The organism is Methylobacterium sp. D54C, assembly GCF_053345595.1.
The window spans coordinates 359,453-382,315 of the sequence record NZ_JBKFAK010000004.1 but is presented as its reverse complement, the minus strand read 5'-3'; the positions used below and the strand labels follow the sequence as shown (position 1 = coordinate 382,315).

At 73.0% G+C, this 22,863-nt stretch carries 21 protein-coding genes; 14 read left to right on the top strand and 7 right to left on the bottom strand.

Features of this window, described 5'->3' with window-relative positions; genetic code table 11:
- Nucleotides 1-9: 9 nt before the first annotated feature.
- The 4 genes from ACLBYB_RS13065 to ACLBYB_RS13050 all read left to right on the top strand — a co-directional run bounded on the left by ACLBYB_RS13065 (nt 10) and on the right by ACLBYB_RS13050 (nt 2,513).
- On the top strand, nt 10-798 hold the full coding sequence (locus ACLBYB_RS13065) for a DJ-1/PfpI family protein (RefSeq protein WP_447699024.1): 789 nt from the start codon (nt 10-12) through the stop codon (nt 796-798).
- Nucleotides 799-911: 113 nt separating this feature from the next.
- Nucleotides 912-1,373 carry a tellurite resistance TerB family protein gene (locus ACLBYB_RS13060; RefSeq protein ID WP_020093031.1) on the top strand — a complete coding sequence of 154 codons (462 nt, stop codon included), beginning with the start codon at nt 912-914 and terminating at the stop codon, nt 1,371-1,373.
- 15 nt (nt 1,374-1,388) lie between these two features.
- Nucleotides 1,389-1,793 carry a CidA/LrgA family protein gene (locus ACLBYB_RS13055; RefSeq protein WP_447699023.1) on the top strand — a complete coding sequence of 135 codons (405 nt, stop codon included), beginning with the start codon at nt 1,389-1,391 and terminating at the stop codon, nt 1,791-1,793.
- A 3-nt stretch (nt 1,794-1,796) separates the two neighbouring features.
- Nucleotides 1,797-2,513 (top strand): LrgB family protein, encoded by a 717-nt coding sequence (locus ACLBYB_RS13050; protein WP_447699022.1) that lies wholly within the window; start codon nt 1,797-1,799, stop codon nt 2,511-2,513.
- A 20-nt stretch (nt 2,514-2,533) separates the two neighbouring features.
- Here ACLBYB_RS13050 and ACLBYB_RS13045 read toward each other — a convergent pair whose 3' ends face one another.
- Nucleotides 2,534-3,631, bottom strand: a complete 1,098-nt coding sequence (locus ACLBYB_RS13045; protein ID WP_447699021.1) for an NAD(P)/FAD-dependent oxidoreductase — start codon at nt 3,629-3,631, stop codon at nt 2,534-2,536.
- A gap of 303 nt (nt 3,632-3,934) precedes the next feature.
- On the opposite strand from ACLBYB_RS13045, the gene ACLBYB_RS13040 reads away from it, so the two are divergent.
- The gene (locus ACLBYB_RS13040; protein WP_026604910.1) at nt 3,935-4,342 is read left to right on the top strand and encodes a MucR family transcriptional regulator; all 408 of its coding nucleotides are present in this window, start codon (nt 3,935-3,937) and stop codon (nt 4,340-4,342) included.
- A 41-nt stretch (nt 4,343-4,383) separates the two neighbouring features.
- On the opposite strand, the gene ACLBYB_RS13035 is transcribed toward ACLBYB_RS13040, so the two are convergent.
- The 3 genes from ACLBYB_RS13035 to ACLBYB_RS13025 form a co-directional block, all read right to left on the bottom strand.
- Nucleotides 4,384-7,056: an MGH1-like glycoside hydrolase domain-containing protein gene (locus tag ACLBYB_RS13035; protein WP_447699020.1), complete on the bottom strand. Its 2,673-nt coding sequence runs from the start codon at nt 7,054-7,056 to the stop codon at nt 4,384-4,386.
- Nucleotides 7,057-7,169: 113 nt separating this feature from the next.
- Nucleotides 7,170-7,952 carry a fumarylacetoacetate hydrolase family protein gene (locus ACLBYB_RS13030; RefSeq protein ID WP_447699019.1) on the bottom strand — a complete coding sequence of 261 codons (783 nt, stop codon included), beginning with the start codon at nt 7,950-7,952 and terminating at the stop codon, nt 7,170-7,172.
- Nucleotides 7,953-8,047: 95 nt separating this feature from the next.
- Nucleotides 8,048-8,713, bottom strand: coding sequence for an HAD-IA family hydrolase (locus ACLBYB_RS13025; RefSeq protein WP_447699018.1), 666 nt, complete (start codon nt 8,711-8,713; stop codon nt 8,048-8,050).
- Between the two features lie 198 nt (nt 8,714-8,911).
- Between ACLBYB_RS13025 and trpA the strand changes: the two genes are divergently transcribed.
- From trpA to ACLBYB_RS13005, 4 genes are all read left to right on the top strand, one after another.
- Nucleotides 8,912-9,751 (top strand): tryptophan synthase subunit alpha, encoded by an 840-nt coding sequence (gene trpA / locus ACLBYB_RS13020; RefSeq protein WP_091927169.1) that lies wholly within the window; start codon nt 8,912-8,914, stop codon nt 9,749-9,751.
- A gap of 80 nt (nt 9,752-9,831) precedes the next feature.
- Complete coding sequence (gene accD, locus ACLBYB_RS13015; RefSeq protein WP_091680513.1) at nt 9,832-10,728, top strand: acetyl-CoA carboxylase, carboxyltransferase subunit beta; 897 nt, start codon at nt 9,832-9,834, stop codon at nt 10,726-10,728.
- Nucleotides 10,729-10,736: 8 nt separating this feature from the next.
- Nucleotides 10,737-12,062, top strand: coding sequence for a bifunctional folylpolyglutamate synthase/dihydrofolate synthase (locus ACLBYB_RS13010; protein ID WP_100251862.1), 1,326 nt, complete (start codon nt 10,737-10,739; stop codon nt 12,060-12,062).
- A 232-nt stretch (nt 12,063-12,294) separates the two neighbouring features.
- A complete protein-coding gene (locus ACLBYB_RS13005; protein ID WP_020093042.1) occupies nt 12,295-13,194 on the top strand; it encodes an outer membrane protein in 900 nt (299 codons plus the stop codon).
- A gap of 123 nt (nt 13,195-13,317) precedes the next feature.
- On the opposite strand, the gene trxA is transcribed toward ACLBYB_RS13005, so the two are convergent.
- On the bottom strand, nt 13,318-13,641 hold the full coding sequence (gene trxA, locus ACLBYB_RS13000; protein ID WP_010682902.1) for a thioredoxin: 324 nt from the start codon (nt 13,639-13,641) through the stop codon (nt 13,318-13,320).
- 222 nt (nt 13,642-13,863) lie between these two features.
- Nucleotides 13,864-17,361 (bottom strand): double-strand break repair helicase AddA, encoded by a 3,498-nt coding sequence (addA, locus tag ACLBYB_RS12995; RefSeq protein WP_447699017.1) that lies wholly within the window; start codon nt 17,359-17,361, stop codon nt 13,864-13,866.
- 212 nt (nt 17,362-17,573) lie between these two features.
- Here addA and minC (ACLBYB_RS12990) point away from each other — a divergent pair, with 212 nt between their 5' ends.
- The 5 genes from minC (ACLBYB_RS12990) to ACLBYB_RS12970 all read left to right on the top strand — a co-directional run bounded on the left by minC (ACLBYB_RS12990) (nt 17,574) and on the right by ACLBYB_RS12970 (nt 21,416).
- A complete protein-coding gene (minC, locus tag ACLBYB_RS12990; protein ID WP_447699062.1) occupies nt 17,574-18,242 on the top strand; it encodes a septum site-determining protein MinC in 669 nt (222 codons plus the stop codon).
- A 231-nt stretch (nt 18,243-18,473) separates the two neighbouring features.
- Nucleotides 18,474-19,202 (top strand): septum site-determining protein MinC, encoded by a 729-nt coding sequence (gene minC, locus ACLBYB_RS12985; RefSeq protein WP_447699016.1) that lies wholly within the window; start codon nt 18,474-18,476, stop codon nt 19,200-19,202.
- 13 nt (nt 19,203-19,215) lie between these two features.
- Entirely contained in the window at nt 19,216-20,031 is an 816-nt protein-coding gene (minD, locus tag ACLBYB_RS12980) for a septum site-determining protein MinD (RefSeq protein ID WP_020093046.1), read from the top strand.
- Nucleotides 20,028-20,369, top strand: a complete 342-nt coding sequence (gene minE / locus ACLBYB_RS12975) for a cell division topological specificity factor MinE (protein ID WP_042672278.1) — start codon at nt 20,028-20,030, stop codon at nt 20,367-20,369. Before minD ends, minE begins: the two co-directional genes overlap by 4 nt.
- A gap of 162 nt (nt 20,370-20,531) precedes the next feature.
- A complete protein-coding gene (locus ACLBYB_RS12970; protein ID WP_447699015.1) occupies nt 20,532-21,416 on the top strand; it encodes an alpha/beta fold hydrolase in 885 nt (294 codons plus the stop codon).
- Here the strand turns inward: ACLBYB_RS12970 and ACLBYB_RS12965 are convergent.
- On the bottom strand, nt 21,406-22,842 hold the full coding sequence (locus ACLBYB_RS12965) for a cytochrome P450 (protein ID WP_447699014.1): 1,437 nt from the start codon (nt 22,840-22,842) through the stop codon (nt 21,406-21,408). The genes ACLBYB_RS12970 and ACLBYB_RS12965 overlap by 11 nt on opposite strands.
- Between the last annotated feature and the right edge of the window lie 21 nt (nt 22,843-22,863).

Below are 22,863 nucleotides of genomic sequence, written 5' to 3'. Positions count from 1 at the left end.
GGCGCGCCCGTGACCGCGCCGGACGCCAGCCGCCGCGATCTCGTCGCCGCCGCGCTCGCCGCAGCCCTGGTCGCGCCGCTCCGTCCGGCCCTGGCCGCCGCCGGCGATCCGGCGCCGATCCCGCCGGATCGTCCCGTCCGGATCGCCATGCTGGTCTATCCGGGCCTGACCGCGCTCGATCTCGTGGGGCCGCAGACCTTCCTCGCCGGCCTCGCGCCCGGCAACCTCCACCTCGTCGGCGCGGAGCCCGGGCCGGTGACGAGCGACACCGGCCTCGTCCTGGTGGCGACCCACGGCTTCGCGACCTGCCCGGCGGATCTCGACGTCCTGTTCGTCCCCGGGGGCGACGGCACCCCCGCCCAGATGGGCGACGCCGCGCTCCTCGCCTTCCTGCGCGACCGCGCCGCGCGGGCCGGCTGGATCGCCAGCGTCTGCACCGGGTCGCTGATCCTTGGGGCGGCGGGCCTGCTGCGCGGCTACCGCGCGACGTCCCACTGGAGCGTGCGCGACGCGGTGCTGCCGCTCCTGGGCGCCCGGCCGGTGGCCGAGCGCGTCGTCTTCGACCGCGACCGCGTCACCGCGGCTGGGGTCTCGGCGGGGCTCGATCTCGGGCTGGCGCTCGCCGCGCGCCTGCGCGGGCATTCCTACGCCCGCACCGCGCAGCTCGTCGCCGAGTACGCCCCGGCGCCGCCCTTCCGCGCCGGCACGCCCGCCGAGGCCGGTCCCGCGACCGTGCGGGCGGCCGAGGCGATCCTCGCGCCGCTGGTGACGGGGGCGGAGGCCGCAGCGCGCCGGTGAGCGCCGCGCCGGCGATGCAACCGGGCCACGGTCCGGCGCGACGTGCGGCGGCGTGCTTGACGACGCGCCGCCGGGGCCCGAACTGTTGCGGTGCACGATCCCCCGGAGCCGCCATGTCCCTGATCGCACGCCTGCGCGCCTACGCGGCCGAGGCTCTCGGCGTCGGCACGCAGGAGACCGTGGACGAGACGCATCTCGCGGCCACCGCGCTCCTCGTCCACGTCGCCCGCGTCGACGGCATCCTGGCGCCGGCCGAGAGCGAGCGCCTCTCGCGCCTCGTGCAGGGCCACTACGCCGACGGTCCGGACGCCGCGCGGGCGCTGATCGAGCGCGCCGCCGCGATGGATTCGGAGGTGCGCGACGTGGCGAGCCTCGTGGAGATGATCCCGCACGAGGCCGACCGGTCCGAGCGCGAGGAGCTGCTGACCATGGCGTGGTCGGTCGCGGCGGCGGACGGCAACGTCGACGAGTTCGAGGAGGCGCTGGTCGAGCGCCTCGGCCGCCTGCTCGGCTTCGACGAGGCCGCCATCGCGGCGGCCCGCCGCAGCGGACAGCAGGGCGTCGCGGCCGCGTAGTCCCGGCCGCCCGCGATGATCGCCAGCCTGGCCCTGATCCTGCTCGCGCAGCTGCTGGGCGAAGCCCTCGCGCGCGGCGCGGGCGTCCCGATCCCGGGGCCGGTGATCGGCATGGGCCTGATGTTCGCGTTCCTGCTGCTGCGCGACAATGCCCGCCTCGGCCTGCCGCGCGTGCTGCCGAAGCCGCTGACCGACGGGACGCTCGAGACAACCGCGCGCGGGCTGCTGATGAACCTGTCGCTCCTGTTCGTCCCCGCGGGCGTCGGCGTCGTCGGCCGCCTCGACCTGCTGCGGGCTCAGGGCGCCAAGCTGGCCCTCGTGCTGGTCGTCTCGACCGCCCTGTCTCTGCTGGTCACCGTCCTGGTGTTCCGCGCCGTCGCCGCGCTGGTCGAGCGGCGCGGGACCGACGGGGATTCGTGACGGGTGGGCAGCGACTTCTCGCTCTGGGTCTACCTCGCCAAGACGCCGCTCCTGTGGCTGACGGTGACGCTGACCGCCTACGTCCTGGCGGACCGGATCGCCGCCGTGACCGGCCGGCACCCGATCGCCAACCCCGTCCTCATCACCGTCGTCCTGGTGGGGGCGGTCCTGGCCGTCACCGGCACGCCCTACGGGGCGTATTTCGAGGGCGCGCAGTTCGTCCACTTCCTGCTCGGGCCCGCCACCGTAGTGCTGGCGATGCCGCTCTACGAGCGGCGGGCGACCGTCCTGCGCGCCCTCGCGCCGATGCTGGCGGCCCTCGCCGCCGGGTCGGCCACCACCCTCGCCGTGGTGATCGGCCTCGCGCGCCTCCTCGACATCCCACAGCCGATCCTCGTCTCGCTGGCCCCGAAATCCGTGACCTCGGGCGTCGCGATGGGCATCGCGGAGGCGCTCGGCGGCGACCCGACGCTCACCGCCATCCTGGTGATCCTCACCGGCATCATCGGGGCGATCCTCGTGACGCCGATGATGAACCTCCTGCGGATCCGCGACATGCGCGCCCGCGGCTTCGCGGCCGGGCTCGCGGCCCACGGCATCGGGACGGCCCGCGCCTTCCAGGTCAGCGAGGTCGCCGGCACCTTCGCGGGCATCGCCATGGGGCTCAACGCCTTCCTGACGGCGATCCTCGCGCCCCTGGCGCTGCACCTGCTGTTCTGAGCACCTGCTGTTCTGTGGCCTCAGGCGTCCAGCCGGTCGGCCACCGCCTCGGCGAGCGACAGGCTGGAGGTCAGGCCGGGGCTCTCGATCCCGAACAGGTGCACGATCCCCGGCAGGCCGTGCTCGGCCGGCCCGTCGATCCGGAAGTCGGCCGCCGCCTCGCCGGGCCCGGTCAGCTTCGGCCGCAGGCCCGCGTAGTCCGGGTACAGCGCCCCGTCGGGCAGGCCGGGCCAGTAGCGCCGGATCGCGCCGTAGAAGGCCTCGGCGCGCGCGGGATCGACCCGGTAGTCGAACCCGTCGACCCACTCCACGTCGGGCCCGAAGCGGGTGCGGCCGGCGAGGTCGAGGGTGAGATGGATTCCGAGGCCGCCGTCGATCCGCGGCGCCGGGTAGATCAGCCGCGAGAAGGCCGGCTTGCCGGTGCAGCCGAAGTAGTTGCCGCGGGCGAGGCGCAGCGTCGGGACGCGCTCGGCCGGGTAGCCCTCCGTGCCGGCGGCCAGGGCCGGGGCGCCGAAGCTCGCGGCGTTGACCACCGCGTCGAAGGCCATCGTGCCGGGCTCGGCGCCGCCGAACGCGGCCTGCCACTGCCCGTCCCGCCGCGTCAGGCCCTCGACCGGGGTGCGCAGGGCGAGCGCGCCGCCGTGATCCTCGATCGCCCCGAGCAGGGCGAGCATCAGCGCGTGGCTGTCGACGACGCCGGTGTGCGGCGAGTGCAGCGCCACCGTGCAGGCGAGATTCGGCTCCAGCTGCCGGGCGGCGCGTCCGTCGAGGAGCTCGAGGCCCGGGACGCCGTTGGCCTCGCCCTGGCGTCGGATCGCCGCGATCTTCTCGGCCTCCGCGTCGTCGGAGGCGACGATCAGCTTGCCGCACGCGCGATGCGGGACGCCGTGACTCGCGCAAAAGTTGTATAGGCGGCGGGCGCCCTCGACGCAGTGGTGCGCGCGCTCGGATCCGCCCGGGTAGTACATGCCGGCGTGGATCACTTCCGAGCTGCGGGACGAGACCCCCGTTCCGAAGGCGTCCTCGGCTTCCGCCACGATGACGGCATGCCCGCGCAGCGCGAGTGCCCGCCCGATGGCGAGTCCGACGACGCCGGCTCCGACGACCAGGGCCTCCATGTCTTCGCGTTCTCCAACGCGCCCGGTTGGGCAGGTGAGTCCTCAATACCGCACTTGAGCCGGAACAACGACGCGCCCGTTGATTCGTCGTTGACCCTAAATCTCAATCCTAAGTAGAAATATCGGCGCGATAAATGCGCGGCTCGGTTGTAGCGGCGGCGGACTGGCCCATAATGAGGCCATCCGCCGCCTCCGGCCGAGGCCGAGAACGTCTCAGGGACATGCACCGGCCGTCGGCGGCGAAGAGCCCGACGGAAACCGACGAGAGCCACATCCGAAACACGTAGAATCGAGGTGACGACCATGCAGATGACATCGCCGAGCGTCGAACTCGCCGCAAAGATCCTGAGCGCCTACGTCACGCGCAACAGTGTCCCGGCGGGAACGCTGCCGGACCTGCTCTCCGAGGTACACCGCTCGATCACCGCCCTGGACCAGCCCGCGGAGCCGCAGGTCCGGCGGCCGACCGAGGCGCAGATCCGGGCCTCGATCCGGCCGGACACGCTCATCAGCTTCGAGGACGGCAAGCCCTACAAGGCCCTGCGGCGTCACCTGACGATGCGCGGCCTCACGCCCGAGGCCTACAAGGCCAAGTGGGGCCTGCCCGTCGATTACCCGCTGGTCTCGGCGGTCTACAGCGCCCGCCGCTCGACGATCTCCCGCCAGATCGGCGAAGGCCAGCGCCTGCGGATGCAGCAGGCCGCGGAGTAAATGGGCGTCGGTCGCCGGCGCGCGAGCCCGGCGACCGGTCCTCACGGCCAGCCCGGGTTCTGCGCCTCGGCGGCGGCGGTCGCCACTTCCTGGATCAGCAGGGCCACGAGCCCGGACCATCCGGTCTGGTGCGACGCGCCGACCCCGCGGCCGCTGTCACCGTGGTAGTACTCGTAGAACAGGACGTGGTCGCGGAAATGCGGATCCTCCTGCTCGATCCGGCTGTCGCCGTAGACCGGCCTGCGCCCGTCCGGGCGGCGGGTCGAGAGGCTGATCAGCCGCCGTGACAGGTGGGCGGCGATCTCTCGGAGCGCGTAGGTCCGGCCCGACCCGGTCGGCGCTTCGACCCTGAAATCCGGGCCGTAATAGTCGTGGAAGCGGTTCAGCCCGGCGATGAGCAGGTAGTTGACCGGCATCCACACCGGTCCCCGCCAGTTCGAGTTGCCGCCGAACAGCCGCGAGCGCGACTCGGCCGGCTCGTAGGCGAGCCCCAGGTCCCGCCCGTCCCAGGCGAAGCAGAACGGCTCGTCCGCGTAGACGCGGGACACGGCGCGCAGCCCGTAATCCGAGAGGAACTCGTTCGGGTCGAGGGCGCGGTGGAGCAGCGCCTTCAGCCGGTGCCCGCGCAGCAGCGACAGCAGCGCCGTCTGGCCCTCGCCGGGCTCGTTCCAGCGCGAGACCAGGGTCGCGAGGTCCGGGCGGTTCTTGAGGAAGAACACCATCCGGCTGCGCAGGGACGGCAGCCGCGCGAGGTCGCACTCGTTGATCACCGCCACCGCGAAGATCGGGATCAGGCCGACCATGGTCCGGGCGCGGATCGGGAGGCGCTGCCCGTCGCGCGTCTCGATGACGTCGTAGAAGAAGCCGTCCGGCTCGTCCCACACGCCCGCGCCCGTGGCGCCGGCGATGAGGAGGAAGTGCTCGAAGAACTTCTCCGCCATGTCCTCGAAGGTCGGGTCGTCGAGCGCCAGCTCGATGGCGATCCGCATCAGGTTCAGCGCGTAGGTCGCCATCCACGCCGTCGCGTCGGACTGGGTCAGCGTGGCGCCGTCGCCTACCGGCTTCGACCGGTCGAAGATCCCGATATTGTCGAGGCCGAGGAAGCCGCCCTGGAACAAGTTGCGGTCGTCGGAATCCTTCCGGTTCACCCACCACGTGAAGTTCAGGGTGAGCTTGTTGAAGATCCGCTTGAGGAAGGCGTGGTCCGGCTGGCCGGTGAGCGCCCGGTCCAGCTCGAACACCCGCCAGGCGGCCAGCGCGTGGACCGGCGGGTTGGCGTCCCCGAAGCCCCACTCGTAGGCCGGCAGCGCGGCGTTCGGGTGGGTGTAGGCCTCGTCGACCAGCAGCAGGAGCTGGTTCTTGGCGAAGTCCGGGTCGATGAGCCCGAACACGATCGCCTGCAGGGCGAGGTCCCAGGAGGCGAACCAGGGATACTCCCAGGCATCCGGCATCGAGATGATGTCGTTGGCGCGCAGGTGCGACCAGTCGCTGTTGCGGCCGTGTCGCCGCTCCGGCGCCGGCGCGGGCTGGGCCGGGTCGCCGGCGAGCCACTCGCGCACGTCGTAATGGTAGAGCTGCTTCGACCAGAGCATGCCGGCGAGCGCCTGCCGCTGCACGAGCCGCATCTCGGGATCGGCGATCGGCGCCTGGAGCGCCCCGTAGAAGTCGTCGGCCTCCCCCTCGCGGGCGGCGAAGACGGCGTCGAAATCCGCGAAGGGCGCGCCCGGCGCGGTCTCGGCGCGCAGGCGCAGGCGCACGGTCCGAGTCTCGCCGGGGCCAAGATGCAGGTCGTAGCGGGCGGCGCACTTGGTGCCGGACAGGGCGTTGACGGCGGCCCGGTCGCCGCCCACGACGCACCGGTCGATCCCATCCTTGTAGAAGCCCTCGGCGGGGCCGCTGCCGAACAGCCGGTGCGTGTTGGTCTCGTTCTCGGTGAACAGCAGGTCGCCCGCGCCCTCGGCGAAGAACCGGAAGGTCGGCATCTCGGGGTGGCGCGCCCAGACCGAGCCCTCCGACCCGGCCATCAGCTCCGGCTTCGGCGTGCCCTGCTTCCACGACCACGTGTTGCGGGCCCAGAGCTGCGGCAGCAGCGTCAGGGCGGCCGGGTCCGGGCCGCGGTTGGTCGCGGTCACCCGCATCAGGATGTCGTCGGGGGCGGCCTTGGCGTAGGCGATCTCGACGTCGAAGTAGCGGCCCTCGTCGAACAGGCCCGTGTCAAGGAGCTCGAATTCCGGGTCGTCGAGGCCGCGCCGCGCGTTCTCCTCGACCAGGCGCCCGTACGGGAAGGCGGCCTGCGGGTACTTGTAGAGCATCCGCATGAAGGCGTGGGTCGGGATCCCGTCGAGGTAGTAGTAGAGTTCCTTGACGTCCTCGCCGTGGTTGCCCTCCTGGTTGGTCAGGCCGAACAGCCGCTCCTTCAGGATCGGGTCGCGCCCGTTCCACAGCGCCAGGGACAGGCACCAGTTCAGGTGGCGGTCGCCGAAGCCGCCGATCCCGTCCTCGCCCCAGCGATAGGCGCGGGACCGGGCGTGGTCGTGGGGCAGGTAGTCCCAGGCGTCGCCCTTCGGGCTGTAATCCTCCCGCACCGTGCCCCATTGCCGGTCGCTGAGGTAGGGCCCCCAGCGGCGCCACGCCGGATCGGAGCGGGCCTCCACGAGACGGCGGCCCTCGGCGGTCTCGAAGAGGTGCGGCGGCACGCCGTCGGGCTTGGTCATACGCGCGCTGCTCCTGCCCCCGCGGATCCGTACCGGATAAAGCCGCGACGCCGGCGGGGAAAGTCAACGCCCCGCCGCGACCGGATCTCCGCGGGGGATCGCGCGACGCGCGATCACACGATGCGGATCGACAGGTCCGGCAGGCCCTCGATCGAGCCGGCGAGCACGTCCCCGCGGACGACCGGCCCGACATTCTCGGGCGTTCCCGAGAAGACGATGTCGCCCGCCTTCAGCTCGAAGGCCCGCGACAGCTCGGCGATCTGCTCGGCGACCGACCAGATCATGTCCGACAGGTCGGCGTCCTGCCGCACGGTGCCGTTCACGGCGAGCCGGATGCGGCCGCGCGCCGGATGCCCGACCCGGGCAACCGGCAGGATCGGCGTGATCGGCGCGGACTGGTCGAAGCTCTTGCCGATCTCCCAGGGCTTCTTCTGGTTGCCCATGCCGCGCTGGAGGTCCCGGCGGGTCATGTCGAGGCCGGTGGCGTATCCGTAGACGTGGTCGAGCGCCTGCGCGGCCGCGATGTCGCGACCGCCCGACTTCAGCACGGCGACGAGTTCGATCTCGTGGTGGTAGTTCTGGGTCAGCGACGGGTAGGGGTGGTCGGCGACGCCGCCCGCGACGACCTGCACGGCGTCCGCCGGCTTCTGGAAGAAGAAGGGCGGCTCGCGCGACGGGTCGGAGCCCATCTCGCGGGCGTGGGCCGCGTAGTTCCGGCCGATGCAGTAGATCCGGCGGACCGGGAAGACCTGCGCCTCGCCCTGGATCGGGATGGTGGCCTGCGGCAGCGGGAACAGCGGGGCCGGCTGCGCCTCGGCGGCCGCGGCGGGGCCGAGGCCCGCGGTGGCGCCGGCGGCGACCACCCCGAGCGCGCGGCGTCGACTGATCGTCACCATGGCCGTGTCCCTTCACCGCGATCCGCGCGGCGCAAGCGGGCGATACGACCGGGCGGGGCCGGCTGCCAGCGGATCCGCGGCCGGGATGGAGAGGCTCAGGCGGTCCGTGTCACCCAGATCCCGTCCGGGGCCGCCGCGACGCGCAGCCCGGTGTAGTCGGCGATCGTCGGATGACCGGTCCTCACCGGCTCGTGATGGGTCGCGGTGACGACCACGACGGCCGCATTCGCGGCCTCGGCCGCCCGGATGCCGGCCGGGGCGTCCTCGAACACGAGGCAGTCCGGCGCCGAGACGCCGAGGCGCCCGGCCGCCAGGAGGAAGCAGTCCGGCGCGGGCTTGCCCCGCGCCACGTCCTCGGCGGCCACCAGAAGGTCGGGGACCGGCATGCCGGCCGCCGCGAGGCGGCGCTCCGCCAGCCGCCGGGGCGCCGAGGTGACGATCGCCCAGCGGTGGCGCGGCAGCGCCTCCAGGAAGGCCTGCGCCCCCGGGATCGCCACGATGTCGTCGACATCCGCCATCTCGGCCTCGGTGATCGCGGCGGCCTCGGCCACGGGATCGACGCCCGGCAGGTTCAGCCGCCGGATGGTCTCGACCGACTGCACGCCGTGGATCGTCGGCAGGAAGGACGCCGCGTCGAGGCCGTGCGCCTCGGCCCAGCGCGACCAGATCCGCTCCGCGGAGGCGATCGAGCTGATGATCGTCCCGTCCATGTCGAACAGGAGCGCCGCCAGGGGGCGCGACGGGAGGGCTGACTCGGGCATGGGCGAGGGCTAGGCCGGCGCCGCCGTCCCGGCAACCGGCCCGCGCGCATGGCCGCGTCTCGCGCGTGGCCGGGCCTCCGGGACGCCTTCGCCCGCGGTCGCCGCGGGCCCGCCCGCTTCACGGGCCGGTGCCTTTGGTGTAGCGCGGGGGCAATCCCGGGCCGTCGGCGGCCCTGCAGAAGCGAATATCGACCGACCATGCCGAGCCGCATCGACGCCACCTTCGCCCGCGCCCGCGCGGAGAACCGGTCCGTCCTCGTCACCTACGTGATGTCCGGCGATCCCGATCCAGCGACCTCGCTCGAGGTCCTGAAGGCGCTGCCGGGCGCCGGCGCCGACATCCTGGAATTCGGCCTGCCGTTCACCGACCCGATGGCGGACGGCCCGGCGATCCAGGCGGCCGGCCTGCGGGCGCTCAAGGCGGGCCAGACGGTGTCGGGCACCCTCGACCTCGTGCGCCGCTTCCGCGCCGGCAACGACACCACGCCAATCGTGCTGATGGGGTACTACAACCCGATCCACACCTACGGCGTCGACCGCTTCCTCGACGACGCGCTGGCGGCCGGCGTCGACGGGCTGATCGTCGTCGATCTCCCGCCCGAGGAGGATTCCGAGCTGTGCCTTCCGGCCCTCGGCAAGGGCCTCGCCTTCATCCGCCTCGCCACGCCCACCACCGACGAGCGGCGCCTGCCGGCCGTCCTCGCGAACACGGCGGGCTTCGTCTACTACGTGTCGATCACCGGCATCACCGGGACGGCGACCCCGGATTTCGGCAAGGTCTCCGAGGCGGTCGCCCGCATCCGCCGCCACACCGAGCTGCCCGTCGTCGTGGGGTTCGGCGTCAAGACCGGCGCCCACGCGGCGGCGATCGCCGAGGGTGCCGACGGCGTCGTGGTCGGCTCCGCGCTCGTGGACGCCCTGGTGCGCTCCCTCGACGGCGAGGGCCGGGCGCAGGCCGGAAGCGTCGAGGCCGTGACGGAGCTGGTGCGCGAACTCGCCGCGGGCGTGCGGTCGGCGGGCGTCGGGCGGGCCGCCTGACGGGCGGACCGGGCACCCCTGGCGGCGGAGCGCGCCGCACCTGATATCTGCGCGGGCTTGAAGCGGACGGACGCAAGTCGATGGTCGAACCGATGAACTGGATCTCGGAGGTGGTGCGCCCCCGGATCAAGACCTTGTTCAAGCGCGAGACGCCCGAGAATCTCTGGGTCAAGTGCCCGGACACGGGGCAGATGGTGTTCCACAAGGAGGTGGAGGCCAATCACTGGGTCATTCCCGGATCCGAGCATCACCTGAAGATGGGCGCCCAGGCGCGCCTGAAGATGATGTTCGACGAGGGCACGTGGATCGACGTGGCCCTGCCCGAGGTCACGCCCGACCCGCTGAAGTTCCGCGACGAGAAGCGCTACGTCGACCGGCTCAAGGAGGCCCGGGCCAAGACCGGCCTGCAGGACGCGTTCAAGATCGGCTTCGGCCGGGTCGGCGGCCTGCCGATGACGCTGGCCGCGCAGGAATTCGGCTTCATGGCCGGGTCGCTCGGCATGGCGGCGGGCGAGGCCTTCGTGCGCGGCGCCGAGACGGCGCTGGAGAAGCGCACGCCCTACGTGCTGTTCGCGGCCTCCGGCGGCGCGCGCATGCAGGAGGGGATCCTGTCGCTGATGCAGATGCCGCGGACCACCGTGGCGGTGCGCCGGCTCAACGCGGCCCGGCTCCCCTACATCGTGGTGCTGACGAACCCGACCACGGGCGGCGTCACCGCCTCCTACGCGATGCTGGGCGACGTCCACCTCGCCGAGCCCGGCGCGCTGATCTGCTTCGCGGGACCGCGGGTGATCGAGCAGACGATCCGCGAGAAGCTGCCGGACGGCTTCCAGCGGGCGGAGTACCTGCGCGAGCACGGCATGGTCGATCAGGTGGTCCACCGGCACCAGCTCAAGGAGACGATCACGCGTCTCTGCAGCCTCCTCACCAACGCGGCCCAGGCCGGCGCGCCGGCCGCGGCCTCCGAGGCGGCCTGAGCCCGGCGATGGCCTCGTCCGACGCCCTGATGGCGCGCTTCCTGGCGCTCCACCCCCGCACCATCGACCTGTCGCTCGGGCGCATCGAGCGGTTGCTCGCGCGGCTCAACCATCCCGAGCGCCGCCTGCCGCCCGTGATCCACGTGGCCGGCACCAACGGCAAGGGCTCGACCATCGCGTTCATGCGGTCGATCCTGGAGGCCGGGGGCCTGGCCGCCCACGTCTACACCTCCCCGCACCTCGTCCGCTTCCACGAGCGGATGCGCATCGGCGGGATCGGCGGCGGGCACTTCGTGGACGAGGACCGGCTGGCCGACGCCTTCGCGCGCTGCGAGAGCGCCAATGCCGGCGAGCCGATCACGATGTTCGAGATCACCACGGCCGCGGCGTTCCTGCTCTTCTCGGAGAGCCCGGCTGACGTGCTGCTCCTGGAGGTCGGCCTCGGGGGCCGGCTCGACGCCACCAACGTCATCGACCGGCCGGCCTGCGCGGTGGTGACGCCGATCGGCCGCGACCATGCCGAGTATCTCGGCGACACGGTCGAGTCGGTCGCGACCGAGAAGGCCGGGATCTTCAAGCGCGGCTGCCCGGCGGTGATCGCCGCCCAGGACTACGCCGAGGCCGACGCCGTCCTCTGCCGGCGCGCGGAAGCCCTCGGGGCCGGGCCCGTGCTGGTGGGCAACCAGGACTTCTCCGTGCACGAGGAGCGCGGCCGGCTCGTCTACCAGGACGAGACCGACCTGTTCGACCTCCCGCGGCCGCGCCTCGCCGGGCGTCACCAGCTGGTCAACGCCGGAACCGCGATCACCGCGCTGCGCGCCGCCGGGTTCGGCGACATCGGGATCGCGGCCCTGGAGCGGGGCCTGACCGAGGTCGAGTGGCCGGGACGGCTGCAGCGCCTCGGCCGCGGCCGGCTGGCCGCCCAGCTCGATGCCGGCACCGAGCTCTGGCTCGACGGCGGCCACAACATCGACGGCGGCCGGATCCTCGCGGCCGCCATGGCGGATCTCGGCGAGAAGAGCGACGTGCCGCTCGTCCTCGTGGTCGGCCTGCTCGGCACGAAGGACGCCGACGGGTTCCTGCGCAACTTCGTGGGCCTGGCCCGGGCCCTGGTGGCCGTCCCGATCACCGGGACCATGGCCGCGCGCCCGGCCGAGGAGGTGGCCCGGATCGGCGAGGATGTCGGCCTCAAGACCTACGCGGCGCCGAGCATCGAGGCGGCCCTCGCCCTCGTGCGGGACATCGCCTTCGAGCGCCCGCCGCGAATCTTGATCTGCGGATCGCTCTACTTGGCCGGCATGGTTCTCGCCGCCAACGACACGCCGCCGGTCTGAGTCGTCTCCAGTCTGGGAGCGCCGCGCGCGGCCGCTGTATCAAGTGGCCGGGAACCGGAGACCTGTGAAATCCGGATTCTGCATTCGAAAATCCGTCGAATCGCCGCAATCGCCCGGACGGACACCCGTCCACGGCCACGCTTTCCTCCCGCTGTGGCAGCTAAGCTACATCCTCGCGGGGCCCGATCGCATAGTTTCACCGGCGATCGGGCTTATGCTGGGGATCACAGTAATGAAGAAGCTTCTCACCTCTCTCGCGGCGTTCACCGCGCTCACGGCCGCCGCTTCGGCCGCCGACTTGCCGCGCCGCGCCGCGCCGCCGCCGGTGTTCACCCCCGTTCCGGTGTTCACCTGGACCGGCGCCTACTTCGGTATCAACGCCGGCTACGCGTTCGACGCCAGCAGCAACTCCACCCGCGGCTTCGTCCAGACGCCCGGCAACCCGGTCGCTCTGGTTCCGGGCGGTCTCGTCCCCTACCAGGCCCTGCTGCCGAACGGCTCGTCGCTGGTCTACAGCAACGACAGCCGCGAGGGTTTCTCGGGCGGTGGCCAGATCGGCTACAACTGGCAGCTGACCCCGGGCTCCGGCGCCGTGATCGGCTTCGAGGCTGACGCCCAGTACCTCGACTTCGGCCGTCGCGCCCGCTTCGCCACCAACGCCGTGGCGATCAACCCGGGCTTCATCCCGGTCAACGGCACGCTCAACACCATCGACTTCTTCGGCACCGTCCGCGGTCGTCTCGGCTGGGCCTTCGACCGGACCCTCGTGTACGCCACCGGCGGTTTCGCCTACGCCACCGGCACGGATGACGGCGCTCGCGTCGGCCTGCAGAACTTCGCCGGCCGCCGGAACGACTTCAAGACCGGCTGGACGGTCGGCGGCGGTGTCGAGTACGCCCTGCCCACCGACTCGTTCCTGAACTTCTTCCGCTCTTCGGCCGTCACGCTGAAGGTCGAAGGTCTGTACGTGAACCTCGACAACAACAACGGCCGCGCCCAGGCGCCGCTGGTTGGTGCTGCGATCTCCCCGGTCGGCCTCGTGCCGGTGTACTCGCTCGCCGGCGCCAGCCGGAACGAGAACGCCTTCGCCGTCGTCCGCGCCGGCCTGAACTACAAGTTCGGCTCGTACTGAGACGGAATACGGGATCCCGGGCCAAGCACCGGGATCCCGAAATAAAAAACTTGGGCTCGAAACCGAGAAAGCCCGGCCTCGCGGCCGGGCTTTCTTTTTGTCGTTCGGAGCCGCGACGGCGGGTCAGGCGGTCTGGGCGCCGATCCAGCGCGACAGGTCGCCCTTCGGTGCGGCGCCGACCTTCTGGTCCACGCGCTCGCCGTTCTTGAAAAGCAGCAGCGTCGGGATCGAGCGGATGCCGTACTGGGCGGCGATCTGCGGGTTCTCGTCGACGTTGACCTTGGCGATCTTCACCTTGCCCTGCAGGTCGGTCGCGATCTCCTCGAGGGCCGGGCCGATCTGACGGCAGGGGCCGCACCACTCCGCCCAGAAATCCACCACGACGGGCTCGGCGGACTTGAGAACGTCCTGCTCGAAGCTCGCGTCGGTTACTTTCACCGTCGCCATAACGTCACCTTTCGGAATCCGCCGCCCGTCGGGCGGCGTCGAACGGGCAGAGGCCCGCGCGGTCCGGTCAGAATTGGCGACGGCCCGGCGCCCGGTCAAGAAGTCCGGTCGCCGGGGGAGGGCGGGGGTGCCCGGGACGCACGGCTCTCTCGGTCAATCGCCGCGCCGCGACGTGCGCTGGCGCATGCGGACCGCTTCCGGGCACGCGCCCTAGGGCACGGCTCACGCCTCGATCCCGATCCGGTCCAGGGCCGTCGCGACGTCGTCGGAATCGAGGGCGCGGATCACCGGCCCCGAGGTCCAGACGAGAATCGGCCGGATCGTCCGGCCCGGGTAGATCTGCGCGAGGAGGCGCGCGTAGAGGGCGATCTGGCCGGCCTCCGCGGCGGGCAGCGGCGCGCCGGGCTCGGGCGGGCGCCCGGTCTTGAAGTCGGCGAGGTGCACCGTGTCCGCCGTCACGGCGAGGCGGTCGACGCGCCCCTGGACCACCCTCTCTGTCCCGCCGGCACGGACACGCCCCGACAGCGCCACCTCCGCGCGGGCGTCCCGGGCGAAGAGCGGCGCGAGGTCGGGGGCGTCGATGATCCGCAGGACTGACCGGACGATCGCGGGAGCGGCCGCGCGCGGCAGACCGGGCGCCCGGGCCTGCACGAAGGCGCGCCCGGCCGTCTCCCGGCGGTCCGGCTCGACCCGGGGCAGGTGCTGCAGCAGGGCGTGGGTCAGGATCCCGCGGCGCCGGGCCTGCGCGTCGGCGAGGCGCGGCGGCGGCACGCGCGTTCCGTCCGCCGCCTGCAGGGCGCCGGACGGGTTCAGGGCCTCGGAGGTCGGTTCCGGCGGCACCGGGCCGCGCAGCCAGTCGGGCTCCGGCCCGGCCTCCGCTCTGGCCGACGCGGCACCCGCGGCGGGGGCGGGATCCGGCGGGGCGCCGTCCTGCCAGAGGGTCGCGGGCCCGTAGGGGAGTTCCAGCGCCCGGCCGGCGCCGAGTGCCGCCTCCAGGCCGGCCTGGATCATCCGGCACCACGCCGCCTCGGTCTCGCGCTCGTGGCCGCGGAAGGGCGCCACGATCAGCCGGTCGGCCGCGCGGGTCATGGCGACGTAGAGCAGGCGGTTGTGCTCCTGCCGGGCCTTGGCGAGCAGGGCCGCCCTCGCCGCGTCGGTGGCGGCGCAGTCCTGCGTCCGCCCGCCCGACCAGACCGGCGGGAGCGCGATCTCCGTCGCCGGGAGCGGCAGGAGGGGCGGATCGTTGCGGCCGAGGGGCTCGCACCCGTCGAGGATCACCACGACCGGCGCCTCCAGGCCCTTGGCGCCGTGGACCGTCATGACCCGGACCTCATCGCGGCCCGATTCGAGGTCGCGCTTGACCGTGTGGCCGGCCTCGGCCCCAACGTAGCGGGCGAGGAAGCCGCCCAGCGACGGGGCGTCCTCGCCGGTCTCGGCCTGGGCGGCGGCGGCGAGGAATACGTCGATCGCGTCCCCGGCCTCGCCGCCGAGGCGGGCGACCAGCTTGGCCCGGCCGCCCTGCGGCCCCAGGAGCCGGGCGTAGAAGCCGAACGGGCCGTGGAGCCCCGCCAGGGCGATCCAGCCCGACAGGGCCTCGAGCCCGCGCCGCGCGGCCGCGTCGCCCGCCGCGGCGTGGCGGTGCAGGGCATCCTCCAGGGTCTCGGCGAGGTCGCGGCGGGCGGCGATCCGCACGAGGTCCTCGTCGGTGAGGCCGACGAGCGGCGTCTTGAGGGCGGTGGCGAGGGTCAGGTCGTCGGCCGGCAGGAGGCCCGCCCGGCCGGCGGCGACGAGGTCGGCCACCGCGATGTGGGCGGAGACCTCGAGCCGGTCCTGCCCGGCGACCGGGACGCCGAGCCCCTTCAGGGCGCGGATCACCTCCTCGAAGGCCGGCCCGCGCTTCCGGACCAGGATCAGGACGTCCCCGGGGCGCCAGATCCGGCCGGTCGCGTCCCCCGCGGTGGTCCAGGCGCGCACCGCCTGCGCCACCCGCCGGGCGGTGACGATCGCGGGAGCGCTGGTCTCGGGCGCGTCCACGGGGGCGGTCCAGGCATCGGGCTCCGCGGCCGGCTCAGGCTCGGCGATCGGCCACAGCTCGACGGCGCCGGGCGCGCCCGGGCGGGCGCTGGCGTGGACGGTCGTGCGCACTGTGTCCTCGAACGACAGGCCCTCGTTGTGCGCGTCGAGGGCGAAGACCGCGTCGACGGCGCGCAGGACGAGATCGGTCGAGCGGAACGACAGGGTGAGCGGCACGTCCTCGAAGGTCAGTCCGGCCGAGCGCGATTCCGCGATCCAGGACGCGCGGGTCAGGGCGAATTCCCGCGGCTCCGCGCCCTGGAAGCCGTAGATCGACTGCTTGGGGTCGCCCACCGCGAAGCGCGTGCGGCTGCCGGAGCGCGCGCCCTCGCCGGCGGCGAATTCCTGCGTGATTGCCCGCAGGATCGCCCACTGCTCCGGGTTCGTGTCCTGCGCCTCGTCGACGAGGACGTGGTCGATGCCGCGGTCGAGCTTGTACAGGACCCAGCCGGCGCCGACGCGGCCGAGCAGGTCCAGCGCCTTGTGGATCAGGTCGTCGAAGTCGAGGGCGCCGAGGCGCGCCTTCTGCGCCTCGACGCGGCGGTGGATCTCGGCGGCGATCTGGAACAGCGCCTGGGTGCGGGCGTGGGCCCGGGCGGCGCGCAGGCGGTCGAACAGCGGCTCCAGCCGGTCCCGCTCGGCGAGCAGCGCCGCCTTGGCGCCGGCCGGCACGCCCTTGGTCCCGAGGCTGCTGTCGGCCTTGGGCTCGTCCTTCTGGGTGAAGAAGACCGCGCGGTAGAGCGCGAGCGCCTCGGCCCGGTCGGGAAGGTCCGCGGAGCGGAGCCGCTCGGCCTCGGCGGCTTCGAGCGCGTCGGCGAGCTTCTCGTCGTTGGCCTTGCCGGTGCGCAGCGCCGCGACCAGCGCGGCGCGCTCCTCCGGGCGGCAATCGGGACCGCCCTCGAGGATCCCGGCCTCGATCCGCTCGGCGGATTCCTCGGCCGCCAGCCCCAGCGCCCCGTGCAGCCGCCCGAAGGCCCGCTCCAGGCCGGCGGCGTCGCCGATGAAGCTCCGCGCCCGCATGGCCGCCCGGATCGCCGCCCGCAGGGTGTCGCCCGTGGCTTCCGGCGTGACCCGCGCGAGGGCCGCGCTGAGCGGCGTGTCGCCGTTCGCGACGGCGTCGGCCAGGACGTTGGCCATCTCGATGTCGAACAGTTCCCGGGCCTTGGCCTCGTCGAGCACCACGAAGCGGGCCGGCACGTTCGCCTCGAAGGGGAACATGTGGAGCAGCCGCTCGCACAGGGCGTGCAGCGTCTCGATCTTGAGGCCGCCCGGCGTCTCGACCGCCCGGGCGAAGAGGCGGCGCGCCAGGCGCAGGCGCTCGGGCCCGGCGCGCTCGCCGGTGAGTTCGGCGAGTTCGGCGGCGAGGGTCTCGTCGTCCAGCGTGACCCAGCGGCCGAGCAGCCGGAAGACGCGGATCGCCATGTTGGCCGCGGCGGCCTTGGTGAAGGTCAGGCAGAGGATCCGGCCGGGCGGCGCCTCGTCGAGGAGCAGCCGCACGACCCGGTCGGTGAGGACCTTGGTCTTGCCCGCGCCGGCATTGGCCGAGACCCAGGCCGAGGCGCGCGGGTCGGCCGCCCGACGCTGGTTGGCGCGGGTCAGGTCGTCGACGACGAAGGGGGCGGGGGCGTGCGGGGTGACGCTGCTCAACGGTCCGGTCCGGCTCGGCTGCCGGCTCTCTCTACAACAGAAACGCGCCCGCGGGCCCGCCAAGGCGTCACACCGGCCCTCGCGGGATTGCCCCGGGCGCGGCGCCGTCCCATGGATGCAGACGATCCCTTCCGCGCACACCGAACACGCCCGTGACCCAGCCGACATCCGAGCCGGCGCGCCCGCCGATCCGCTTCCGCGGCCGCTCCTTCATGGCCACCGTCCTGGCGCCGATACCCCCGGTGGCCGACTGGTTCGGCGACCTCGACGCCCTTAACCGCCGCGCCCCGAACTTCTTCGCGGGCCGGCCGGTGATCCTCGACCTGGCCGGATTGCGGCTCAACCGCGAGGATCTCGACGGGCTGCTCGCCGAGCTGGCCGCCCGCAACATCCCGATCCTGGGGATCGAGGGCGCGTCGCCGTCGCTCCTGGGTTCCGGAACCCCGCCGGCCCTGTCGGGCGGACGACCCGCGGGGGAGGTCGCCGCCCCGGACGAGTCGGCCGCGGACGCGCCCGCGCCGGCCGAGCCGCAGGCCCGGGAGACGGCCCGCTCGCTGATCCTCGACGCGCCCGTGCGCTCCGGCCAGACCGTCCTGCACCTCGAGGGCGACGTCACGGTGCTGGGCGCCGTGGCGTCGGGCGCCGAGGTCATCGCGGGCGGCTCGATCCACGTCTACGGCGCCCTGCGCGGCCGCGCGATCGCCGGCGCCGCCGGCAACCCGACGGCGCGGATCTGGTGCCGGCGGTTCGAGCCGGAGCTGGTCGCGATCGACGGTCTCTACCGCGCCGCCGACGACCTCGACCCGGCCTTCCGGGGGCAGGCCGTGGAGGTGCGGCTGCTGGAGGACGCGATCAAGCTGAACCTGTTCGAGCGAGGTTGAGAGGCTTCGCAGCTCCGGCGTTCAGGCCGTCGGTTAACGGCCTTTCAGCCCGCGGAGAACCCACGGAGACCGGGGCCGAGCCCCCCGCGACGCGCGCCCGAGGGCGTGAGACCATCCTCCGCTGCCCCGATACAAGGATCCCGGCAGAATTTGCCGACCGGATCAGAAACTTAACCCTTCGGTAACCATACCCGCCGTCAATGGTCCGGTAAGGACTCTTAACGGGCGGACATGAGCGACACCCTCCCCGAGCCGATCGACCCGGAGACCGCCACAGCGGCGGCTCCTTCCGCGCCCCGGCCGCTCAGCCTGCGCGGGCGGGCCTTCAAGGCCCTGGCCCTCTCCCCCGAGCCGCCGCTCCCCGAGTGGCTCGCGGGCCTCGACGCGACGCTCAAGCGCTCGCCGACCCTGCTGAAAGGCCGGGCCGTCATCCTGGACTGCGCCCAGCTCAAGCCCGAGCCGGACGCGCTCGAGACGCTCATGAACGAGCTCAAGGCCCGCGGCATCGCGGTCCTGGGCATCGAGGGGGCCGACGCGGTGGTGGACGGCCTGCCGCCGCTGCTGGTCAAGGGGCACCCGTCCGAGACGATCGAGATCCCGAGCGTCCCGGCCGAGCCGGAGCCGCAGGTGGTCACCTCGATCACTGTCGAGGGCTCGGTCCGCTCCGGCCAGAGCGTCATCAACCCGACCGGCGACGTGACCGTCATGGGGTCCGTCTCCTCGGGGGCCGAGATCCTGGCCGGCGGCTCCATCCACGTCTACGGCGCCCTGCGCGGTCGCGCGATCGCCGGAGCCGCGCGTAACCCGCGCGCACGAATCTACTGCCGCAAATTCGAACCCGAGTTGCTGGGGATCGACCGCCTCGTGCGGACGGCGGAGGACATGGGCACGGCCCTGCGCGGCAAGGCCGCCCAGGTCTGGCTCGATGGCGGCAACATCCGAATGGCAAGCCTGGATTAAGGGAGATCGACGCGTGGCAAAGGTTCTCGTCGTCACATCGGGCAAGGGCGGCGTCGGCAAGACGACGACGACCGCGGCCCTCGGAGCGGCCCTGGCCCAGGGTGGTCAGAGCGTGTGCGTCGTCGACTTCGACGTCGGCCTGCGCAACCTCGACCTCGTCATGGGCGCCGAGCGCCGGGTCGTCTATGACCTCATCAACGTGGTCAACGGCGACGCCAAGCTCCCGCAGGCGCTGATCAAGGACAAGCGGCTTGAGACCTTGCACCTGCTGCCGGCCTCGCAGACCCGCGACAAGGACGCGCTCACCGATGAGGGCGTGGCCCGGGTGATGGACGAGCTGCGCGCGAAGTTTGACTGGGTGATCTGCGATTCCCCCGCCGGCATCGAGCGCGGCGCCCAGCTCGCCATGCACCACGCCGACGTGGCGGTGGTCGTGACCAACCCCGAGGTCTCCTCGGTGCGCGACTCCGACCGGATCATCGGCCTCCTCGATTCCAAGACCGCCAAGGCGGAAAAGGGCGAGGACATCGAGAAGCACCTGATCCTCACCCGCTACGACCCGATGCGGGCCGACCGCGGCGACATGCTCAAGACCGAGGACGTGCTCGACATCCTGTCGATCCCGCTGCTCGCGATCATCCCGGAGAGCCAGGAGGTGCTGCGCGCCTCGAACCTCGGCTGCCCGGTGACGCTGAACAACCCGCTCTGCGCCCCGGCGCGGGCCTATGCCGACGCGGCCCGCCGGCTCAAGGGCGAGTCCGTGCCGATGAGCCTGCCGGTCGAGCGCAAGTCCTTCCTCGACAAGCTGTTCATGCGGAGGGCGGCGTGAGCATCCTGGGACTGTTCCAGAAGCGCAGCTCCGGCGCGGTCGCCCGCGACCGCCTGCAGCTGATCCTCGCCCACGAGCGCGCGGAGTCGGGTCGCCCCGACCTCGTGATCCAGCTCCGGGAGGAGATCCTAGCGGTGATCGCCAACCACGTCGCGGTCGAGCCCGACAAGGTGAAGGTCACCCTGGAGCGCGGCGAGGGTGTCTCCACCCTCGGCCTCGACATCGAGCTGCCGCTCGGTGCCTCGGGCAAGCTCGACGCCAAACTGGCCGCGAAGCTCGCCGAGGTCGCCGCCAAGAAGGGGGCCGCCAAGCCGGCCTCCTCCAAGAAGGCCGCTTGAGCCGGGCGGGGAGCGTCCCCGCCGGCACGGAGATCCACGCGCCGCGCCCGGTCCGCCGGGTGCGGCTTCGTCGTTCCTTTCACGAACTCCGGTCCCGACTCTCGACCGGGCGCCCCGTCGCGCCATCTCGGAAACCCGGGGGAGGCCGATGAGAGGATCGCCATGCCGAGTGCCACGACGGACGACGGGATACGGCTCCACTACGAGGAGAGCGGCCAGGGGACGCCGCTGATCTTCGTCCACGAGTTCGCCGGCGATCACCGCAGCTACGAGGCGCAGCTGCGCCATTTCGGCCGGCGCTACCGCGCGGTCGCGTTCAACGCCCGGGGCTACCCGCCCTCCGACGTGCCGGAGTCCGTCACGGCCTACGCGCAGGCGCGCGCCGCCGACGACATCCTGGCCGTCCTTGACCATCTCGGCGCGCCGAAAGCCCACGTCGCCGGCATCTCCATGGGCGCCTTCGCGACCCTGCATTTCGGCCTGCGGCACCCCGACCGGGCGCTGTCGCTGTGCCTCGGCGGCTGCGGCTACGGCGCGGAGCCGGAGCGGCAGGCGCTGTTCCGCGCCGAGGCGGACGCCACCGCCGCGATGCTGCTCAGCGACGGCATGGCGGCCTTCGCGGAGCGCTACGCCGTCGGGCCGACGCGGGTCCAGTTCGAGACCAAGGACCCGCGCGGCCACGCCGAGTTCAGGCGGATGCTCGCCGAGCACTCGGCCCTCGGCTCGGCCAACACCCAGGCCGGCGTGCAGAAGGGGCGGCCGTCGCTCTACGATCTCACGGACGAGCTGGGGCTCATGACCGTCCCGACCCTGATCGTCGCCGGCGACGAGGACTGGCCCTGCCTCACCCCGAGCCTGATGCTCAAGCGGGTCATCCCCTCCGCCGCCCTCGCCGTGCTGCCCAATACCGGCCACGCCCTCTCGGTCGAGGAGCCCGACGCCTACAACCGCCTGCTGGACGACTTCCTGGCGCAGGCGGAGAGCGGCCGCTGGCCGATGCGCGACCCGCGGGCGATCTCGGCGACGATCACCGGGATCAGGGGCTGACCGGCGCGCGGGGGATCAGCCGGAAGCGCTTGGGGCGATCGGGCTGGGTCGTCACGACCGCCTGGGGCAGCACCGGCTCGCGCTCGTCGAGCACCAGCCGGAACCGCTGGAGCACCCGCGCCAGGGAGAGGACGGCCTCGCTCAGGGCGAACTGCGCGCCGATGCAGACCCGCGGGCCGGCCCCGAAGGGCAGGTAGGCGAAGCGCCGCGGGGCGGGGGCGCCGGGCAGGAAGCGGCCCGGATCGAACGCGTCCGGGTCCGGCCAGAGCGACCGGTGGCGGTGGAGCACCCAGGGGCTCACCATGACGATGTCGCTCGCCTTCACCGCGTGGCCCGCCACGTTGTCCGGGCCCAGCGCCCGCCGGACGACCACGAAGGCCGCCGGGTACAGGCGCAAAGTCTCGTCGATCACCGCGCGGGTGAGCGGCAGCCGCCCGTCGCTCTGGCAGCCGGTGGGGTCGGTGAGGTCGGCGGCCCGCGCCTCGGCGGCGACCCGCTCCTGCACCTCCGGCGCGAGGGCCAGCAGGTAGGCCGCCCAGAACAGCGTGCCGGCCGTGGTCTCGTGGCCCGCCAGGATCATGGTGGCGACCTGGTCGCGCAGCTCGTCGGGCGTGAAGGCGGCGCCGGTATCGGGATTGCGCGCGGCCGCGAGCAGGTCGAGCAAATCGCCCGAGCGGGTCCTGTCCCCCTCGACCGCCCGGCGCGCCGCGATGATCCGGTCGAGGAAGGGGATCCACCGGCGCCGGAACCGGCGGCGCGACCAGTCGAGGGGCACCGGCCAGCCCGGGGGGGTGACGATGTCGAGGAGGTGCGGCCGCCCCATCCGCTCGGCGTACTCGGCGATGAACTGGCGCAGCTCGGCGCCGTGCTGGTCCATCCCCACCGAGAACATGGCGCGCCCGGCGATCTCGAGGGCGAGCCGGTAGAAGGACGTGAACAGGTCGACCGGCCCCGCCGCGGCCTCGGCGGCGATGCGCTCCATCCCGTCGGTCACGGCGGCGGCGATGTGGGGCACGAGGCCGTCGATCGCCCGCGGCGTGAAGGCCGGCGCCAGGGTGCGCCGCTGATGCCGCCACGCCGAGCCCTCGCTGATCAGGAGCCCGTCGCCGAGGATCGGGCGCAGGATGCGGGTCGTCCCGGTGGTGCGCGCGTAGTTCGCCTGATTCTCGACGAGCACCCGGCGGATCGCCTCGGGGTCGTTCAGCACGAAGCTCGACCGCCCGAGCAGGCCCCGGCGGGTGACCGGCTCCTCGAAGGCGCGCCGGGGGAAGCCCGCGAGCGCGTTGTCGCGGATCGACCGCAGGTAGGCGGGCAGCGGCAGCTCGCGCTCGGGCGGGGCGCGGTGCGGCGGCACCACGCGCGGCGTCCCGGCGAGGCTCGGGATCGTCCGGTCCGGGGTCGCGGTGGCGTCCGAGAATGTTGGCATGGGGTGCCATCCTGTGCCGGA

What these genes read in the sequence shown, in the direction of transcription:
- ACLBYB_RS13060 (WP_020093031.1), top strand. Translation starts at nt 912, where the DNA reads ATGTCCCTGATCGCACGCCTGCGCGCCTACGCGGCCGAGGCTCTCGGC.
- ACLBYB_RS13055 (WP_447699023.1), top strand. Translation starts at nt 1,389, where the DNA reads ATGATCGCCAGCCTGGCCCTGATCCTGCTCGCGCAGCTGCTGGGCGAA.
- ACLBYB_RS13045 (WP_447699021.1), bottom strand. Translation starts at nt 3,631, where the DNA reads ATGGAGGCCCTGGTCGTCGGAGCCGGCGTCGTCGGACTCGCCATCGGG.
- ACLBYB_RS13040 (WP_026604910.1), top strand. Translation starts at nt 3,935, where the DNA reads ATGCAGATGACATCGCCGAGCGTCGAACTCGCCGCAAAGATCCTGAGC.
- ACLBYB_RS13035 (WP_447699020.1), bottom strand. Translation starts at nt 7,056, where the DNA reads ATGACCAAGCCCGACGGCGTGCCGCCGCACCTCTTCGAGACCGCCGAG.
- ACLBYB_RS13030 (WP_447699019.1), bottom strand. Translation starts at nt 7,952, where the DNA reads ATGGTGACGATCAGTCGACGCCGCGCGCTCGGGGTGGTCGCCGCCGGC.
- ACLBYB_RS13025 (WP_447699018.1), bottom strand. Translation starts at nt 8,713, where the DNA reads ATGCCCGAGTCAGCCCTCCCGTCGCGCCCCCTGGCGGCGCTCCTGTTC.
- trpA (WP_091927169.1), top strand. Translation starts at nt 8,912, where the DNA reads ATGCCGAGCCGCATCGACGCCACCTTCGCCCGCGCCCGCGCGGAGAAC.
- accD (WP_091680513.1), top strand. Translation starts at nt 9,832, where the DNA reads ATGGTCGAACCGATGAACTGGATCTCGGAGGTGGTGCGCCCCCGGATC.
- ACLBYB_RS13010 (WP_100251862.1), top strand. Translation starts at nt 10,737, where the DNA reads ATGGCCTCGTCCGACGCCCTGATGGCGCGCTTCCTGGCGCTCCACCCC.
- ACLBYB_RS13005 (WP_020093042.1), top strand. Translation starts at nt 12,295, where the DNA reads ATGAAGAAGCTTCTCACCTCTCTCGCGGCGTTCACCGCGCTCACGGCC.
- trxA (WP_010682902.1), bottom strand. Translation starts at nt 13,641, where the DNA reads ATGGCGACGGTGAAAGTAACCGACGCGAGCTTCGAGCAGGACGTTCTC.
- minC (WP_447699062.1), top strand. Translation starts at nt 17,574, where the DNA reads ATGGCCACCGTCCTGGCGCCGATACCCCCGGTGGCCGACTGGTTCGGC.
- minC (WP_447699016.1), top strand. Translation starts at nt 18,474, where the DNA reads ATGAGCGACACCCTCCCCGAGCCGATCGACCCGGAGACCGCCACAGCG.
- ACLBYB_RS12970 (WP_447699015.1), top strand. Translation starts at nt 20,532, where the DNA reads ATGCCGAGTGCCACGACGGACGACGGGATACGGCTCCACTACGAGGAG.
- ACLBYB_RS12965 (WP_447699014.1), bottom strand. Translation starts at nt 22,842, where the DNA reads ATGCCAACATTCTCGGACGCCACCGCGACCCCGGACCGGACGATCCCG.